The sequence below is a fragment of the Flavobacterium ranwuense genome, assembly GCF_004349315.1.
GTDB lineage: Bacteria > Bacteroidota > Bacteroidia > Flavobacteriales > Flavobacteriaceae > Flavobacterium > Flavobacterium ranwuense.
On record NZ_SMLH01000001.1, the window covers coordinates 469,634 to 487,155 of the forward strand.

Genomic DNA, 17,522 nt, shown 5'->3' on the forward strand with positions numbered 1-17,522 from the left:
TTAGGTTTGGAATTTAAAAACCGTATTATTGTTCCACGTGAAACATAGCAATCTTTTCGTCTTCTTTAGAACGCATCAAAAGCTCTTCGGCTTCCCCTTTGTCTTTATAGCCGCAGTAGTGCAAAATTCCGTGTACTAAAACGCGCTTTAATTCTTCCTCAAAAGAAACCTTGAAATCAGCAGCATTGTCTTTTACTCTTTCGACAGAAACAAAAATATCCCCATGCAATTCATTACCCATAGAATAATCAAAGCTGATGATATCAGTTAATGTATCGTGATCCAGATACTCAACATTAATTTTGTGCAGATACTCATCATCACAAAAGATGTAATTTATCTCTCCTTCTTTCTTGTTTTCCGAAGCAATAACATTCTCCAACCAAGTCGTAATATCTTCTTCGTTGTCTAAATTAAAGTCGGTTTCGTAATTAAAATTGATCATTTTTTATTAAAATACTCTTGAACCTTTTGATTAAAATTCGAGCGCAAAGGTAAGGATTGTCTATTTAATATTTCAATGCTATTTAAATAATCTAATAAAGCAGCTGGCAGCGCATTAGATTGATTATTAAACTCCTTCTTGTTCGTTTCAGACTGACGCTTGTTTTCTTCGCCTTGTTGTTGAATGGCGGAATTCAATTTCAATAATTCCTGTTTCACATTCAGTATCTTTTGAAGCGTTTCGTTCTTAAAACCTTTATTCAATAATTGCTTTTCAATTTGCTTCATTTGTTCCAAAGCACTTTGTCCATTACCGCCCAATCCTTGTTTATTCAATTCGTTTTGCAATGCTTCGCGTAATTTCTTTTGCTCTTTATAAATTTCCATTATAGCTTGCGCATCACCTTCGCCACCCTCTCCGTCTTGACCCGATTCTCCAGGCTTACCTTGTTTCCCGTTTTGTCCTTTTTCACCATCGCCCGGCTTCTCTCCTTTTTTAATTCCGTCCTTCATTTTCTCGCCAAGACCTTCTTGCTTTTTAATAATATCCGGCAGTTGCATTCCTTGACCTTGACCCGGCTTCGGTTTCCCAGAACCCATTCCTGACATTTGCATTTGCATATTGTTAAGCATATCGCTTAGAAAATCCGCTAGTTTATTAGCTGCTGAGATAGTGTATTGTTGGTGTGACAAACCTTTTGGCACTTGAGCATCAGTTAAACTGGACAATGATTTATCGACGTTGTAAATTACATTGCCAATTTCTTTGGTGATGTCCTCCGCAATTTTTGGATTACGTAATGACATCGCAAATAAACTGTCGTCAACATGCTTGAACTGTTGTTTTAAATCCTGTTGAATTTTAATGTTTTTATTAAACGCCGGAGATCCGGATTTGTGCTTTTTAAACTGGTTCATCAAGTCTTCCTGTGATAAAGAAAACGCTAATAAGTTGTCAAGAATTTGTCGCAACATTGCAACGTCTTCCTGCAACTGTTCCATATCTCCATCCTCCAAAGTTTGTGCCATTTTTTGCGCCATCTCTTTCATTTTTTTGGAAGCGCTTTTTTGATTTGGCTTGGCCTTTTCTTTTTTATCTTCCTTCAATTCCTCAGAAGCTTTCTTTAAATCTTCATCAATGCTTTTTTCTTTAGCATCATCTTTAGGCAAGTCCAAAGGTGATTTCAATTCCTTGTTTTCTTTTTCTAAATCATTAAAATCATCTTGGATTTTGTCAAACTCAGCATTGATGTCTTCTTGTTTGTCTAGTTTATTTTCCTTTTCTTCATCAGATAATTTATCTTGTTTTTCAGAAAGCTTGTCTAGTTTGTCACCTAATTGTTCTGCTTTCTTTTCTATATAAAACCTCTTGGTCAATTCCACTAACTGTTCTAAATTCTTGGTTTGGTTTTTACTGTTTTGTTTGAATTTATCCAATTTAGACAACAACTCTTCATTCTGAATTTTATCGTTCAGTTCTTTCAGTTCGTCTAAAAGCTTCTGGTTTTTTTCCAATTCTTTTTCGGCTTTGTCCATTCGTTTTTGAAGCTCCTCTTTTAACTCATCCTTTTTGTCGGTTTTGAATTGCTCCAAATTATCATTCATTTTTTTTGTAAATTCTTTCATCATCTCATCCTGTTTCATTTGACGCTTTATGAAATCATTTACTTTTTGCTGATCTTTGAAATCCAGATTTTCTTTCTCTTTTCCGGTTTTTTGCAACTTCTCCATTTCAGAAATTTGCTTGTCCTGATTTTTTAAAGACTTTTCTAAACTGTTGATGTTATCGTTTTGCTGCTGCAAAATTTGATCTTCCTTTTCTTCATCTGTGGAAACACGATTAGAGAAAACCGAAGACTTCGTGCTTTTGAAATTATGGATTGCATCGTTATCAAAAACTTCAAAATAATAATCATAAGACACGCCTTGCTCTACCGGAAGATTACTTGGAAACGAAAATACGAATTGGTCAAAAGCACTTTTCTTAATAGCAATTGTTCCACGTTTGGCAGTTTTAGGTTTCTCTCTTTCGTAATACACAATCTGAAGCCTAGACAAACCATAATCATCAGAGATTTGACCTAAAACATAGTTCTTAGCCACCTTCAAACTGTCCGGTGCATTGTTCACATTAATCGTAGGGAACTGATCTTTAACAATAGTAAGCTGATAATTGAGTTTTTCGTAGTTTTTTACCTTATCATTTGAAGTAAATATTTGATAATCTGTATTTTGTAGTATATTTTTGGACAAAATAAAGGTATTTTCTGTTTTCGAAAAAGAAGCTTTTGAAATTCCGTCCATCCACGCTACATTTTGTGTCGCTTGCGTATTCATTTTCCAAGTTACACGCGTTCCTTCCGGAATAACCGCATTTCCTGTTCCTTTGATTGTTTCCGGTTTTTTATTCAAATACGATGGAAAGTTCAACTGCATTTCAAAATTAGCGATCGAAGGAACGGTTATCACTTTCAATTCATAATCCGGTGAAGAAATAGCATTTCCCTCCACGTGGAACAAAATATTATCTGAAGGCTTCACAATCTTATATTGAAATTCACCCGCTTTCGAAGACTCCATAAAATAACTTTCGTCATCAATAAAAATCATTGCATTCTCAGGAACTATTTTTCCTTCTGTTTTAATTCGAAGTATAAAATCCTTTCCTTGTTCGGTTTGTAGATTCGAATTTAGAACCACAAATTTAAAAGGAGCCGGTGGCAGAAAAGCCGAATTGAAATGCACTACTCTATTCAAACTTTGAGAAATCATGCTGCTGTTTCCGGAGAAATAAAAGAAAGCAAACAACAATATTGGAATTAAAGCCAAAGGAAAATACTTTTTGTTTCCGTTATAATTTATGGCTTTCCCAAAAGGGATTGGCTGCAACGCATTGGCTTTTTGTTCAATTGATGCTGCTAATAATTCCGATTTATTCTGATGACTATCAGAATCTGATAATTGTAAAAAGTTAGTCAGCTTGTCGCTCACTTCAGTAAAATGATTTCCAATAATTGCAGAAGCCTGGTTGTAATCTATTCCTTTTTGAAGTTTGAATAATTTAAAAATTGGAAACAAAATAAAACGGAACAACAAATACACTTCTACTCCAATGAAAGTCCAAAATAAAATGGTTCTTCCAGTTGGCTTGAGCCAAAGAAAATATTCGACAAAAAGCGTAAAAAGGAAATACAACAATCCTAAACCGACAAAGAAAATAGTTCCCCGTATCAATTCGTTGGTATAAAACTTCCTGATGAAAGCTTCTAATTTTTGATAAATAAATTCCTGATTTTCCAAAATTTATGCTTTGTTTTTTGTAACCAATAAAAGTAATAATTTATATGAATAAAGAAATGTTAAAAATCATCAAACTCATTAATCTTACATTATCTCATTTTCAGATAATCCAATTGAGTAATCGAATTTGTATCTTCGCAAAAAATTTACAGCAATGTCTAAACAAGTTCGGGTGCGTTTTGCACCAAGTCCAACTGGACCTTTACATATTGGCGGAGTTCGTACCGCATTATTCAATTATTTGTTTGCCAAAAAAAACAATGGTGTTTTCTTCCTGAGAATTGAAGATACGGATCAAAACCGTTTTGTTCCAGGTGCCGAAGAATATATTATGGAAGCACTGGAATGGTTAGGAATTGCGCCAGATGAGACCATTGGTAAAAACGAAAAATTTGGTCCGTATCGTCAAAGCGAAAGAAAAGATTTGTACCAACAATATGCTGCTGAATTGATCAATTCCGGGAATGCGTATTATGCTTTTGATACAGCAGAAGCTTTGGATGCAGCAAGAAAACTAGAAGAAGAACAAGGAAAAACCTTTATATACAATCACCATAACAGAGAGAAACTGGACACTTCGTTAGTGATTTCTGCAGACGAAACTGCCAAAAGAATTGCTGATGGAGAACATTATGTAATCCGTTTTAAAACTCCGGTGAATGAAACGTTGCATTTGCATGACATTATTCGTGGCGATGTGAAATTTGAAACGAATCTTTTAGACGATAAAGTATTGTTTAAAAGTGACGGAATGCCAACCTATCACTTGGCTAATATTGTAGATGATCATTTAATGGAAACGTCACACGTAATTCGTGGTGAAGAATGGTTGCCTTCCATGCCTTTGCATGTTTTATTATACAGAGCATTTGGTTGGGAAGCACCGGAATTTGCACATTTGCCATTGATTCTTAAACCTGTTGGAAACGGAAAATTATCCAAACGTGATGGTGATAAAATGGGATTTCCTGTATTTCCATTGGATTGGAAAACCGCAGAAGGCATTTCATCAGGTTACAGAGAAAAAGGATTTTTCCCGGAAGCCGTAATCAACTTTTTAGCATTATTAGGTTGGAATGACGGAACGGATAAAGAATTATTTACGCTGGAAGAATTAGTTGAAGCATTTGACTTGAACAGAGTTCATAAATCTGGCGCTAAATTTGATCCGGAAAAAAACAAATGGTTCAATCATCAGTATTTAATCAAACAGGAAGATACAACTTTGGCGAAAACCTATGCTCCTATTTTGGCTGAAAAAGGTTTTTCTGTAGCTGATAATGTTCTAACAAAAGTGGTTTCTTTAATCAAAGAACGTGCGCATTTTGTTTCTGAATTTTGGGAAATGAGTGATTTCTTTTTTGTGGCTCCAAAAGCTTATGATGAAAAAGCAAGCAAAAACTGGAAAGCCGAAACTCCGGTATTAATGCAGGAATTAATTTCAGTTGTGGAGGAAATTACCGATTTCACTTCTATGAATATCGAAACCATTGTCAAAGACTGGATGACAAAAAACGAAATTGGAATGGGAAAAGTAATGCAACCGTTTCGTTTGAGTTTAGTTGGTGCGCTCAAAGGTCCTCACCTATTTGATATCGTTGAAGTAATTGGAAAAGACGAAACGGTTAACAGAATTCAAAAAGCAATAGCTGCTTTGTAGTTTTTAAATACAAAGTTCATCAAGAAGGCTCAAAGTTCACTAAATAAACGTAGTGAACTTTGAGCCTTCTTACTTTCATTCTTATGTAATTCGTTACAAATAAATAATCAAATTTCCATTTACTATTCCAGGATTTCCTTTGAAATTGACCCCTAAATTCTTGTTATTTAAGTTTTCAAGCATGTTATTAACTCCATATTGATAGGAAACATTGGCTCTGAAATGACGAACTCCAAAAGTGATTCCTACTGTTGGATAAAAATTAAACTTGGAAATATCTACAATATCTTTGGCTAACAAGGTTGTCCCAGAAATAACATTGTTTGCGTCATTATTATCGATATTTAATTTTCCGTTTACTTGAACAATGGGTCCAAACTCCAAACTCAAATGATTTTCAATAAGTCTGTAACTCAATTGTAAAGATACTTGAGCTGACGCCAATTTATAGTTCACATCTTCCTTTGCCAAAGTCAAAGTGTTCGTAGCAACAGAAAAATTATTCTCACTAAATTGAATAGTATATACCATATCCCAATTATTATAGAAATTTCCCCGCATAGAAAGTCCTGCATTCCAACCCAATTCAGGTTTGGTTTGAAAGTTATTCGTGTTTAAAGTAAATTGATTGACTCCAAAAGCAATTCCTATCCTATTTGAATCCCTATATTCATATTGAGAAAAGGCTGTGATGGAAATGAAAACAAAAAGTAAAGTAAGCAATATCTTTCTCATATATTTAAAATTTACAAAGACAAACCTAAAGTTTTTTTGTAAATTGTGAGATAATTTTTAACTAAAAACAAAAATATTATGAACATTGCATTAATTATCCTACTGGTCTTTGGGTTCTTCATTTTACTGTCTTCGTTTTTTACGGTAAAACAACAAACGGCCGTTGTTGTAGAGCGATTTGGAAAATTTTTAAGTATCAGACAATCCGGTTTGCATTTGAAAATTCCTTTAATAGATCGAATTGCAGGACGTGTGAATCTTAAAATTCAACAATTAGATGTTATCATTGAAACAAAAACTAAAGACAACGTTTTTGTGAAACTAAAAGTTTCAGTTCAATTTATGGTAATTCAAGAAACCGTTTATGATGCTTTTTATAAACTGGAATATCCGCACGATCAAATTACTTCTTATGTGTTTGATGTGGTTCGTGCCGAAGTTCCAAAATTAAAACTGGATGATGTTTTTGAAAGAAAAGATGATATAGCCATTGCGGTAAAAGGGGAATTAAATGAGGCTATGACTACGTATGGGTATACTATTATTAATACTTTGGTAACGGATATTGATCCGGATATTCAAGTAAAAAATGCCATGAACAGAATTAATGCTGCTGATAGAGAAAAAACAGTAGCTGAATTTGAAGCGGAAGCCTCCAGAATTAGAATTGTAGCCAAAGCCGAAGCTGAAGCTGAAAGCAAACGATTACAAGGACTAGGTATTGCCAACCAAAGAAGAGAAATTGCCAAAGGTTTAGTAGAAAGTGTGGATGTTTTGAACAGAGTTGGGATAAACTCCCAAGAAGCCTCGGCTTTAATCGTAGTAACACAACACTATGATACGTTACAAGCCATTGGTGCTGATGCAAATTCAAATTTGATTTTATTGCCTAATTCTCCACAAGCCGGAAGTGACATGCTCAACAATATGATTGCGTCCTTCAGTGCTTCCAATCAAGTAGGCGAATTGATGAAAAAAAGAAATGGAAAAAGAGTTTCCAAAAGAGAAAATAATATAGAATCACCTGAAAAACCGGAAGCTCCAGAAGCCCCGAAAATGGAAGAATAATTTACTTGAATTCAAAAAAAAAGAGGCTTAATTGCCTCTTTTTCTTTTTGTTATCCAATTTTTAATAAATGGAACTGCTTTATTCAATATAAAAGGAACCGCTGTAGAAACGATTGCTCCATAAGGAATAGCAGAACTATACGATCCTATTAAATCACTTACAATATGCTGAGGCGAAAAGCTTTCTTTGGTTTTCTTTACTCCAAAAACCAATTTTTGATAACTGATTTCTTTTTCAATCTTTAAAATCTCAAGTTCCCTATCAATTTGAGCATAGGATGAATATTTTTTTGTTTCCATAATTTAGTCGTCGTTAAAAAATATTTCAGAAAATTTCTCCAATACTGATCCTTCAAAAAATTTATCTCTAATGGTGAATAAAAGGCCCGATAATAAAAGGTATATTCCTCCAATAATCAAAAATCCTAAACAATAACTATCTAAATATTTACCAATTGCTAAAGCTCCAGCAATAGAACAAAATAATAAAACCATGCTCAAACATAAAAAAATCAAGGTAAACTTAAGAATCATTGTGGTTGATTTCATTGCTACTTTGAAACCCCATAATTTATAATAAGATACATTGCTCTGGATATAAGCTTGTATTTGTTCTTGTATATCCTCTGTATTTTCTTTTAATTCTTCAAAAGCCATACGCTTAGTTTTAAGATTTGTTAGATGGGTAAATCAAGATTATTTTTGAAGCTTTGCGTTTTGTCTTTTTAACTCCGCTAATTTTTCTTCCAAAAAAGAAATTACATCTTCGGTCTTGTGACTCATATTTGAAACTAATTCTTCGTATGTTCCCTCTAAGTCATATTTTGCACTTGTGAATTTATCTTTCAATTCTAAAGATGCAGTATCCAATTTATTTTTTAATTCACATTTAGCATCATCAAAACCTTCTTTTAATTTCTCTCTTATTTTTGAACCTTTATCTGGTGCAAACAAAATTCCTATTCCAGCTCCAATAGCTGCTCCAGTCAAAAGAGCCAATAATGTATTTCCTGAATTATTCGACATGATTCTTAATTTTAAAAGTTTGTTTCATAAAGATACAGATTTATTAACAAGAACCCGTTAACAACTCGTTAAAGTGCAATTTTACAAGACAAAAAGCAAATAAAAGCAAGCTATCGCGCGTTTATTTGAATTTTGTATTGAGTGTTGTTTATTCTAAAAAATTGTCTTAAAATCAATTTATGGACGTCGTTTTTAATTGAAAAAAAACATTAAAAACAGTATTTTTATAAGAAATTACAATAATAAAAAAAGCCCTCTAAAAAGAGAGCATTTGATTGATAAAATCTATTTAAAAAATAAACCTTATATTTTAAGATCATTTAATAATTGTAACACTTTTTCGTTTTTCTCGTTCGTTTTTAATTCTGAAAGTTGAACTTTAAAAAGATTAAAATTATTCAAATCATTTTGTAAATTTTCAATGGCTAAAATTCTAACGGCTGCCATTTGACTTTTTAATGACATCGTATATAATTTTGTCAAAGCTTCTTCTTCGATATCTTTTACCTGCACTTTATCTGAATGATGCAAAATCAAATTAGAAAACAACAACGAGTTATTATCATTCTTGATATTTTTGACAATAGTCTGAATGATTAAACTGTAATTATCAATACTTTTAATGTTCTCAACAATACTGTTTAGAATCAAATTAGCATTATTTTCATCCTTTTCTTTTACATATTTATTGATTTCTTTTTGAGTATTCATCAATAAATTTTCTTCTTTTTTACCTTTTTCTTCCCATGCATCTTTCAATCCAACGGTTTTATTAAAGACAATTTTACCTTCTGTTGTATCTTTATCAACATTGAAATAACCCAATCGTTGAAACTGGAATTTCTCTCCGGATTGAACCGTTGCCAAACTTGGTTCTACAAATCCTTTTACAATTTGTAACGAACTAGGATTCATGAATTCCAAGAAGTTTTTCTCTTTATGACTGTCCGGTGCTTCATCGATAAACAAGCGATCGTAAAGGCGAACTTCTGTTTCTAAAGCATGTTTTATAGAAACCCAATGCAAGGTTCCTGCCACTTTACGTTGACTCGCTTCACTCCCACTTCCGCTTCTGCTGTCTTCATCATATGTTACATGAATTTCAGTGATATTTCCAACGGCATCTTTTATAACACTTTCTCCTTTAATGATATAGGCATTTTTTAGACGTACTTCTCTGCCTAAACTCAATCGGAAAAACTTCGCCGGAGCATCTTCTAAAAAGTCTTCTCTTTCAATAAATAATTCTTTTGAAAAAGGAACTTTTCTAAATCCGGCACTTTCATCTTCCTGATTGTTTTCAGCTTCCAGCCATTCTTCTTTATCTTCCGGATAATTCGTAATCACCAATTTTATCGGATCTAAAACCGCCATAACTCTTAGAGCCGTTTTATTCAAATCTTCGCGCAAGCAAAATTCCAAAAGTGAAAAATCAATTATATTTTCTCTTTTGGCAACACCAATAATTTCACAAAATTTACGAATAGAATTCGCTGTATATCCTCTCCTTCTCAATCCTGAAATAGTTGGCATTCTTGGATCATCCCAACCGTTTACAATATTTTCCTGAACCAATTGCAACAGTTTTCGCTTGCTCATTACGGTGTAATTCAAGTTCAAACGCGCAAATTCATATTGATGGGGTTTTACTTTTGAGTCATCATAAATTTGGTCCAAAAACCAGTTGTACAATTCCCGGTGCATCACAAATTCTAGCGTACAGATAGAATGCGAAATTTGTTCTATATAATCACTTTCGCCATGTGCAAAATCATACATTGGATAGATTTTCCAATCGTTACCCGTTCTGTGATGATGGCGGTGTAAAACACGATACATCAATGGATCACGCATCAACATATTAGTCGAAGTCATATCAATTTTGGCACGCAAAACATGGCTTCCTTCCTGAAAATCACCATTTTTCATTCCTTCGAATAAAGTAATATTTTCTTCAACCGAACGGTTTCTATAAGGTCCATCAACTCCTGGTTGTGTAGGCGTTCCTTTTTGTTCCGCCATTTCTTCTGAAGATTGACTGTCAACGTAAGCTTTACCGTTTTTAATCATTTTTACAGCCCAATCGTACAATTGTTGGAAGTAATCCGATGCATACCTTTCTTCGGCCCAATTGAAGCCCAACCATTGCAAATCTTCTTTTATAGCATCTACATATTCCTGCTCTTCTTTGGCTGGATTTGTATCGTCAAAACGCAAGTTAATTGGCGCATTGTACTTTAATCCTAATCCAAAATTCAAGCAAATCGATTTAGCATGACCTATGTGTAAATACCCATTAGGTTCTGGTGGAAAACGGAAACGTAATTTATCTTGGGGAAAACCTTTTGATAAACTGTCTTCAATGATTTGTTCTATAAAATGGAGTGATTTTTCTTCAGTTGACATTTTTTTGTTTTATTTTAGCAAAGATAAAAAAAGTTTAAGGTTTAAGGTTTAAAGTTCTCTAGAAACCTATAAAAAGTTAAAAGACCGTGCCACCAACCTTAAACCTTACACTTTAAACAAAAATAAAAATGGGAATTATAAAACTTAAAAATATCAGAACCTACTCCTACCACGGTTGTTTAATCGAGGAAGGTAAAATTGGGTCTGATTATTCAGTAAACTTAGAAATCAAAACCGATTTAAGAAAATCCAGCATATCAGATGATTTGAAAGATACTGTGGATTATGTGCTTTTAAATAGCATTGTTGAGGAGGAAATGGCTATACGATCGAACTTATTAGAGCATGTTGCAAATCGTATCGTAACCCGAATTTTTCGTGAAATTCCTGAAATTTCACGAATTATTTTACAAGTTTCTAAACTAAATCCTCCTATTGGTGGTGATGTTGAAGCAGTTACTATAGAAATGGAAGAATATAGAAGTTAAATAAGAGATGTTTAAAAAGGGCAAAAAAATATTTTTTGAAACTTTTAAACTTTAAGCTTTTAACTTTTAAACTTTTTAAGTACTTTTGCCATCCGTTTAACAATGGCGTCGTGGCCGAGCGGCTAGGCTGGGCTCTGCAAAAGCTCCTACTCCGGTTCGAATCCGGACGATGCCTCTAAAACCTTCAAAGCAATTTGGAGGTTTTTTTTATGTCAAATTTTTAGAAAAAATTAAGAAAAGCATAGTTCGAATCCAGACAAAACTCTAAAATATTCAAAGTAATTTGGAGGTTTTTTAATCCATTTTATTAAACAAAAAAGCTCTTGTTTACATTTAAAATATTCATACCAAATAAATGATATTTATCTAAGTTCGTATTTCCATTCATTATTTTTTAAATCATATTCAATATGTAAAACCTGAAAATAAGAAACAGGAATATTAGAAATAGGATGTTTTCTAATTTCCCAACTTTTTTTTCGCATAACTAAATCTATTGCATCTTTTTGAAATTCAGTTAGTATTACATTATTATCAATTTTTATATCAGTTTGTAATCCAAAAATTGAATCGTAAACTGGAATAATTTGTTTTTGAATATTCGCAGACTTTAGAACACCTTTATTATCAATTAATAGATATAATCCGGTATAGTTTTCTATATATTCTTTTTTCTTACCATTCTTAAAAACAGAATCAATACTTGAATTTGAAGTTGAGAAATTAGTTCTAAATTCATTATTATAAATAAAATTATCAACCTTTAATAAATTTCCATTATCTAACCATCTTTGATAACCAGAATATAAGGGTTCATTTTGAAGAAGTTGAGAATTTGAACAATATTTACTAAAATATAATTCACCAATAGTAGATTTACTAGTATAAACCAACCACTTTTCATTAAGATTAACGCTCCAATCGCAAGAAGTAATTATTTTTTTATATTTTGATTCAGAACTTAAAATAAAACTTAAATTTTTAGGTTTATCCCCATTCTTGTAATGCTTATAAATTTCGAAAGTAATTTTATAAGTTAAAGAATCTTTGCTATATTTTTTTGAAGTAACAATCCCCTCGAAAACATAATCAGAAGTAGTAAATTCCTCTACTAATGGTGGCATATTGCAATCACAAGCAAAACTTTTAGTACAAAATAGAAAAATAATTAAAAGTGAATAACGTGTTTTCATACCAAGTGATTTAATAAATATATTATCTATCTATTTTCTCAAATGCTTTTTTAACCATTGCTTTTTCTTCCGGAAACCAACCTTGGGTGATTAAAACCATCCCAAAAACCATCATTACAATACTGATTCCTTTCTTAATTTTAAGAATATTTACAGGTGTTAGTTTTGTTTTTAATTGCTTGGCTAATAGTATTTTAATACAATCTATAAATAAATAAGAAGCTACTACTGATATAAAAAAAGTTGTCATTCTAGAGGTTTGCATTTCTAGTTTTGGTCCTACTGAAATAATAATGGCCAACCAAAAACCAAGAACACCTATATTGATAATGTTTAACAGAAATCCTTTTATGAAAAGGCTTAAATAGTTTTTTTTCACTATTTCCCTGTCAATAATATCCGTATTTATTTTTTCTTCTTTTTTTAATTGTATAAAGGAAATTATACCATAAGCTACCATCAATACACCTCCAAAAATAAAAAGTGCCGGTTGATCTTTTAAACTTTGAATCAACCTGTAACTGCCTAAATAAGCAATTCCAATAAAAACAATATCTCCTAAAACTACGCCTAAATCAAATACTAAAGCAGCTCTAAATCCTTTTATAATACTTGTTTCCAGTAAAATAAAAAAAACAGGACCAATCATAAAACTTAAGAAGATTCCCCAAGGAATACCAGATAAAATATCGTTTATCATTAAAAATTTAAATTTATTACCAAAAATCTAAACCAAAGTACTAATTTTTTTCTGAAATAGTACCGCCAATGAAAACTTCCTTGTTAATCTGTTTTGGTTTACCATAGATAAAAATAGAGCCTCCTGCTTTCACTTTTGCATCAACCAATGTTGTTGCATGTATTTCAGATTTTCCTCCTGCAGCAACGCTTATTGATGTTTGTGTTGTATGTAAATCCTTTGCTTTTAGAATTCCGCCTGAAGTAATAACAACATCTTGATTTGTGGCTTTACCTGAAATATCAATTATTCCTCCAGAATTTGCCTTTACATTAACTTTGTCAACATCTATTTCAATTTTTATCTCTGCTCCAGATTTTGCATTCAAATCCAACATTGTTTGTTTAAAATCAGCTTCACTTGAAACATAACTTCCCTCGCTTGCACTGATGCTTTCAATATTTTTAAAATATAATTTCACAATAATGTTGTTCCCTGATAATAGTTTTGGAAAAGGCATTCTGATTTTTAATTCTCCATTTTTATTAACCGTTTCTACTTCATCAGCTCGGTCTCCCGTTATAACAACTTTGTTTTCTGAAGCTGAAATTAATTTTACATTGATTTTATCAAATACTTTTACTTCATCAAAATCTCCTAAGTTTCTGGATACCTGAGCATTTGTTATTTGAGTTAACAATACAAAGGCAATAATCACTAATTTTTTCATTTGTTTTATTTTATTGGTTCTTCAATTCTTCTTAAAAAATTAAAATCCAGTTGTTTTTTAACTAAATCGGCATTTTTTACTTTAACGTAAATTTCATCTCCTAATTGTAATAATTTACCCGAAGTTGCGCCAGTTAGTGCATATTGTTTCTCATCAAAAGTGTAATAATCGTCTTTTATATCTCGAATTCTACACATTCCTTCACATTTATTCTCAATAATTTCCACATAAATTCCCCATTCTGTCACACCAGAAATTACTCCTAAAAATTCTTGATCCTGATGATCTTGCATGTATTTTACCTGCATGTATTTGATAGAATCTCTTTCCGCATTGGTTGCTAAACCTTCCATAGTGGAAGAATGAACACATTTGGTTTCATACGTTTCTTCATCGGCTGATTTTCCTCCATCAAGATAATGCTGTAATAATCGGTGCACCATTACATCAGGATAACGGCGAATTGGTGATGTAAAATGTGAATAATAATCAAAAGCCAAACCGTAATGTCCTATGTTATCCGTAGAATATTTGGCTTTACTCATACTTCTAATTGCCAAAGTATCAATTAAATTCTGTTCTTTTTTACCATTTACTTCTTCCATCAAAGCATTCAATGATTTCGAAATATCACCTTTGTTTCTAAAATCGATTTTGTAACCAAACTTTGCAATTACCGTTTGCATAGCAATTAATTTATCTTCATTTGGCTCATCATGAATTCTGTAAATGAAGGTTTTCTTTTGTTTTCCAATGTATTCTGCTACTTTTTTATTCGCTAAAAGCATGAATTCTTCAATCAGATGATTGGCATCTTTGGAAACTTTAAAATAAACTCCTTGAGGCTCTCCTGCTTCATCTAAATTGAATTTTACTTCTACTTTATCAAAAGAAATGGCTCCATCGGCCATTCTTCTTTTTCTGAAAATTTTAGCTAATTCATCCATTTTTAGAGTCGCTGAGACAATTTCCTCAGAAACTTGATACGAACTACCGGTTATCGAAATTTCTTCTGGAATAACATCGTCCTTCGTTTCTATGATGTATTGCGCTTCCTCGTAAGAAAATCGTTGGTCAGAATAAATTACTGTTCTACCAAACCATTGATTCACTACTTGTGATTTTTCGGTAATTTCAAATATAGCCGAAAACGTATATTTTTCTTCGTTAGGTCGTAATGAACAAGCAAAATTTGATAATACTTCCGGTAACATTGGCACTACTCGATCCACTAAATAAACCGAAGTCGCTCTTTGATACGCTTCATCATCCAGGATTGTTCCTTCTTGAAGATAATGCGAAACATCTGCAATGTGAATACCAATTTCGTAATTTCCATTCTCTAATTTTTTAAATGATAAAGCATCATCAAAATCTTTAGCATCTTTTGGATCAATGGTAAAAGTCAACGTATCGCGCATGTCACGTCGTTTAGCAATTTCACTTTCTTCTATTGAGGTATCAATTTTTTGTGCAAATGTTTCTACTTCAATAGGAAACTCTGATGGTAATCCATATTCTGCAAGGATAGCATGAATCTCTGTATCGTGTTCTCCAGGTTTTCCTAAAACTTTTATTACGGAACCAAAAGGGCTATCGGCTCTGGCTGGCCAATCTTCGATATGAACCAAAACTACATCGCCTTGCTCCGCCTCGCCTATTTTATCCTTTGGGATAAAAATATCAGTATACATTTTTGGATTGGCTGTAGAAACAAAAGCAAAATTAGCTTGAATGTCGATTACACCAACAAAGTCGGTTTTGTTTCTTTCAATCACTTCAATCACTTCACCTTCAGGTCTTTTCCCTTTTCTTCGATTATAAACATACACTTTGACAATATCTTTGTCGAAAGCATGATTCAAATTATTGGTAGGAATAAAAACATCTTCTTCCATTTCAGTACAAACAAAATAAGCAGTTTTACGTCCCGTCATGTCAATTTTACCTTCATAGTAATCCTGACTCACTGCTTTTACTAAATATTTGCCAGGTTCTGATTCTATAATTTTATTTTGCGAAGCCAGAATCTTCAAATCTTTTATAATTTGATTTCTGCTTTGGGTATCGTCGAGTTCCAGCTTTGCTCCTATTTGTTTGTAGTTGAATGCTTTATTAGCACTTTGCGATAATATTTTTAGTATTTTATCAGAGAAATCTTTCTCTTTTTTTATCGGCTTTCTTAATCTTTTACTCATAAATCTGTTCTTAAAAGTCTAAAATTACAAAATACTAAACTGTTATCGGTAAAGAGTACACAGTTTTAAAGAAAATATAACTTTAAAGAATAGTTGTATCTTTATAAAAACAATCAAAATGGAAGACTTTCAAACAATTGCAATTTTTAATTATTCACATGAAATTGTAGTGCTGAAGCATTTATTGGAACAAGAAAAAATTAACTATTTTTTTGAAAACGAAACCTTAGTTTCAGTCGATCCATTTGGGAGTTTTGCTTACGGTGGAATCAAGCTAAAAATTCACATCAGTGATTTTGAAAAAGTACAAAAATTTTTAGACGACTTGAATAACAATCTAACGATCGTTTAAAACAATATAAGAAGTCTAAAATCTATTTTTTGAATTCTAATTTTTTTGAAAGTTGTCAACATATATTTAAATAAACAAAAAGAAAAATTAAATTTAAATTCTTTCTGGGTTGTTATTATAGTGTGTTAATAGTCGCAATAAATTTATTTTAAAACGTGTTGAAACCAAGTTTAAAGATGTTATACGGACTTATCAACATAGTTATTTTATACTAAAGTCTTCGTTTTAAAGTCTTTTCTAATTTTAATTAACAATGGTTAATAATCTAAAATGAATTGATTTTGTAGATAAGTAATTTTTTAAAATTTGTTGATAAACTACTTTTTAATATTGATAACTATTCTAAAAATTCAACGAACTAAATTTGGATTTCTAATATGGGTTTTGGATTACTTATTTTTTGGTTACAACCCAAAAAAACTTCTAATATTCTATCTAAAGTTATGAACATTGTATGTTAATTTAAGGTTAACTGAATATCAGCGAATTGCGTTTTACTATTAACAATGTAAATTTTTAACATTTTATATATAAAATACGTATTGATTTATAGCTATTTATAGATTTATTGAGATTGTTGATAACCGCTAATCAAATAGTAATCTGATAGTTATAAAATCTACTGTTAATTTTATTTTTAATGACTTTTATCAATTGTAATAATCAATTAAAGAAGCGAGATTTAAATTCGGCAAAACTAGATTTCTTTATTTAAATTTGCACCACACAACTTAATACATATAAGATGAAAATCTCCATAGGAAACGATCACGCAGGACCAGATTACAAAAAAGCTATTGTCGAAATGCTTAAAGCAAAAGGACATGAGGTAACTAATTACGGAACGGATTCAGCAGATAGTGTTGATTACCCAGATTTTGGTCATCCTGTTGCTACTGATGTTGCTGAAGGAATAGCTGATTTTGGAATTGTTATTTGCGGAAGTGGTAACGGAATTTCTATGACAGTAAACAAACAGTCTAAAGTTCGCGCTGCTTTATGTTGGATGAAAGAAATTGCTGTTTTGGCACGTCAACATAATGATGCGAATATTATTAGTATTCCTGCTCGTTTTACTTCAATTCCACAAGCAGTAGAAATGGTAGAGGCTTTCTTAAATACCGAATTTGAAGGTGGAAGACACCAAAATCGTGTAGATAAAATTTCTTGCTAGAAACTTTTAATTGACTGAAATTACATTAATTCAGTCAGTGTATTGACTGAATTAATGTTAATTCAGTCA

General features: G+C 31.9%; 16 protein-coding genes and 1 tRNA gene. 6 read left to right on the plus strand and 11 right to left on the minus strand.

Annotated elements, in window-relative coordinates; genetic code table 11:
* Positions 1–25 precede the first annotated feature (25 nt).
* Together ybeY and E0I61_RS02015 are read right to left on the minus strand one after the other, a co-directional pair.
* The gene (gene ybeY / locus E0I61_RS02010) at positions 26–445 is read right to left on the minus strand and encodes an rRNA maturation RNase YbeY (protein ID WP_131990839.1); all 420 of its coding nucleotides are present in this window, start codon (positions 443–445) and stop codon (positions 26–28) included.
* Positions 442–3,744: a DUF4175 family protein gene (locus E0I61_RS02015; protein WP_132069059.1), complete on the minus strand. Its 3,303-nt coding sequence runs from the start codon at positions 3,742–3,744 to the stop codon at positions 442–444. Before E0I61_RS02015 ends, ybeY begins: the two co-directional genes overlap by 4 nt.
* A 154-nt stretch (positions 3,745–3,898) precedes the next feature.
* Here E0I61_RS02015 and gltX point away from each other — a divergent pair, with 154 nt between their 5' ends.
* Positions 3,899–5,404: a glutamate--tRNA ligase gene (gene gltX, locus E0I61_RS02020; RefSeq protein WP_132069061.1), complete on the plus strand. Its 1,506-nt coding sequence runs from the start codon at positions 3,899–3,901 to the stop codon at positions 5,402–5,404.
* Between the two features lie 93 nt (positions 5,405–5,497).
* Here gltX and E0I61_RS02025 read toward each other — a convergent pair whose 3' ends face one another.
* Positions 5,498–6,139, minus strand: coding sequence for an outer membrane beta-barrel protein (locus tag E0I61_RS02025; RefSeq protein ID WP_132069063.1), 642 nt, complete (start codon positions 6,137–6,139; stop codon positions 5,498–5,500).
* Between the two features lie 78 nt (positions 6,140–6,217).
* On the opposite strand from E0I61_RS02025, the gene E0I61_RS02030 reads away from it, so the two are divergent.
* The gene (locus E0I61_RS02030) at positions 6,218–7,207 is read left to right on the plus strand and encodes an SPFH domain-containing protein (protein WP_235832048.1); all 990 of its coding nucleotides are present in this window, start codon (positions 6,218–6,220) and stop codon (positions 7,205–7,207) included.
* Between the two features lie 27 nt (positions 7,208–7,234).
* Here the strand turns inward: E0I61_RS02030 and E0I61_RS02035 are convergent, their stop codons facing one another.
* From E0I61_RS02035 to E0I61_RS02050, 4 genes are all read right to left on the minus strand, one after another.
* Entirely contained in the window at positions 7,235–7,507 is a 273-nt protein-coding gene (locus E0I61_RS02035; RefSeq protein WP_131990833.1) for a DUF6327 family protein, read from the minus strand.
* 3 nt (positions 7,508–7,510) lie between these two features.
* Positions 7,511–7,864: a competence protein gene (locus tag E0I61_RS02040; protein ID WP_131990831.1), complete on the minus strand. Its 354-nt coding sequence runs from the start codon at positions 7,862–7,864 to the stop codon at positions 7,511–7,513.
* A 39-nt stretch (positions 7,865–7,903) separates the two neighbouring features.
* Positions 7,904–8,233, minus strand: coding sequence for a YtxH domain-containing protein (locus E0I61_RS02045; protein WP_132069065.1), 330 nt, complete (start codon positions 8,231–8,233; stop codon positions 7,904–7,906).
* Positions 8,234–8,536: 303 nt separating this feature from the next.
* Positions 8,537–10,639 carry a glutamine--tRNA ligase/YqeY domain fusion protein gene (locus E0I61_RS02050; RefSeq protein ID WP_132069067.1) on the minus strand — a complete coding sequence of 701 codons (2,103 nt, stop codon included), beginning with the start codon at positions 10,637–10,639 and terminating at the stop codon, positions 8,537–8,539.
* Between the two features lie 128 nt (positions 10,640–10,767).
* Between E0I61_RS02050 and folB the strand changes: the two genes are divergently transcribed.
* Both folB and E0I61_RS16235 read left to right on the plus strand, forming a co-directional pair.
* On the plus strand, positions 10,768–11,127 hold the full coding sequence (gene folB / locus E0I61_RS02055; RefSeq protein WP_131990825.1) for a dihydroneopterin aldolase: 360 nt from the start codon (positions 10,768–10,770) through the stop codon (positions 11,125–11,127).
* Positions 11,128–11,231: 104 nt separating this feature from the next.
* Positions 11,232–11,302, plus strand: a tRNA-Cys gene (locus E0I61_RS16235).
* Positions 11,303–11,489: 187 nt separating this feature from the next.
* On the opposite strand, the gene E0I61_RS02060 is transcribed toward E0I61_RS16235, so the two are convergent.
* Genes E0I61_RS02060 through rnr form a run of 4 tightly spaced genes read right to left on the minus strand, consistent with a single transcriptional unit; the run spans position 11,490 to position 15,927 of the window.
* Positions 11,490–12,320: a hypothetical protein gene (locus E0I61_RS02060; protein ID WP_132069069.1), complete on the minus strand. Its 831-nt coding sequence runs from the start codon at positions 12,318–12,320 to the stop codon at positions 11,490–11,492.
* A 22-nt stretch (positions 12,321–12,342) separates the two neighbouring features.
* A complete protein-coding gene (locus tag E0I61_RS02065; RefSeq protein WP_132069071.1) occupies positions 12,343–13,020 on the minus strand; it encodes a LysE family translocator in 678 nt (225 codons plus the stop codon).
* 40 nt (positions 13,021–13,060) lie between these two features.
* The gene (locus tag E0I61_RS02070; protein ID WP_132069073.1) at positions 13,061–13,729 is read right to left on the minus strand and encodes a head GIN domain-containing protein; all 669 of its coding nucleotides are present in this window, start codon (positions 13,727–13,729) and stop codon (positions 13,061–13,063) included.
* 5 nt (positions 13,730–13,734) lie between these two features.
* Positions 13,735–15,927, minus strand: a complete 2,193-nt coding sequence (gene rnr, locus E0I61_RS02075; protein WP_132069075.1) for a ribonuclease R — start codon at positions 15,925–15,927, stop codon at positions 13,735–13,737.
* Between the two features lie 118 nt (positions 15,928–16,045).
* Here rnr and E0I61_RS02080 point away from each other — a divergent pair, with 118 nt between their 5' ends.
* Positions 16,046–16,279: a DUF2007 domain-containing protein gene (locus E0I61_RS02080; RefSeq protein WP_131914594.1), complete on the plus strand. Its 234-nt coding sequence runs from the start codon at positions 16,046–16,048 to the stop codon at positions 16,277–16,279.
* A gap of 745 nt (positions 16,280–17,024) precedes the next feature.
* Positions 17,025–17,453, plus strand: a complete 429-nt coding sequence (gene rpiB / locus E0I61_RS02085) for a ribose 5-phosphate isomerase B (protein ID WP_131990817.1) — start codon at positions 17,025–17,027, stop codon at positions 17,451–17,453.
* The last annotated feature ends 69 nt before the right edge of the window (positions 17,454–17,522 follow it).

Bases quoted from the DNA above. Each gene is read 5' to 3' on its own strand.
- ybeY (WP_131990839.1), bottom strand. From the start codon at position 445: ATGATCAATTTTAATTACGAAACCGACTTTAATTTAGACAACGAAGAA.
- gltX (WP_132069061.1), top strand. From the start codon at position 3,899: ATGTCTAAACAAGTTCGGGTGCGTTTTGCACCAAGTCCAACTGGACCT.
- E0I61_RS02025 (WP_132069063.1), bottom strand. From the start codon at position 6,139: ATGAGAAAGATATTGCTTACTTTACTTTTTGTTTTCATTTCCATCACA.
- E0I61_RS02030 (WP_235832048.1), top strand. From the start codon at position 6,218: ATGAACATTGCATTAATTATCCTACTGGTCTTTGGGTTCTTCATTTTA.
- E0I61_RS02035 (WP_131990833.1), bottom strand. From the start codon at position 7,507: ATGGAAACAAAAAAATATTCATCCTATGCTCAAATTGATAGGGAACTT.
- E0I61_RS02040 (WP_131990831.1), bottom strand. From the start codon at position 7,864: ATGGCTTTTGAAGAATTAAAAGAAAATACAGAGGATATACAAGAACAA.
- E0I61_RS02045 (WP_132069065.1), bottom strand. From the start codon at position 8,233: ATGTCGAATAATTCAGGAAATACATTATTGGCTCTTTTGACTGGAGCA.
- E0I61_RS02050 (WP_132069067.1), bottom strand. From the start codon at position 10,639: ATGTCAACTGAAGAAAAATCACTCCATTTTATAGAACAAATCATTGAA.
- folB (WP_131990825.1), top strand. From the start codon at position 10,768: ATGGGAATTATAAAACTTAAAAATATCAGAACCTACTCCTACCACGGT.
- E0I61_RS02060 (WP_132069069.1), bottom strand. From the start codon at position 12,320: ATGAAAACACGTTATTCACTTTTAATTATTTTTCTATTTTGTACTAAA.
- E0I61_RS02065 (WP_132069071.1), bottom strand. From the start codon at position 13,020: ATGATAAACGATATTTTATCTGGTATTCCTTGGGGAATCTTCTTAAGT.
- E0I61_RS02070 (WP_132069073.1), bottom strand. From the start codon at position 13,729: ATGAAAAAATTAGTGATTATTGCCTTTGTATTGTTAACTCAAATAACA.
- rnr (WP_132069075.1), bottom strand. From the start codon at position 15,927: ATGAGTAAAAGATTAAGAAAGCCGATAAAAAAAGAGAAAGATTTCTCT.
- E0I61_RS02080 (WP_131914594.1), top strand. From the start codon at position 16,046: ATGGAAGACTTTCAAACAATTGCAATTTTTAATTATTCACATGAAATT.
- rpiB (WP_131990817.1), top strand. From the start codon at position 17,025: ATGAAAATCTCCATAGGAAACGATCACGCAGGACCAGATTACAAAAAA.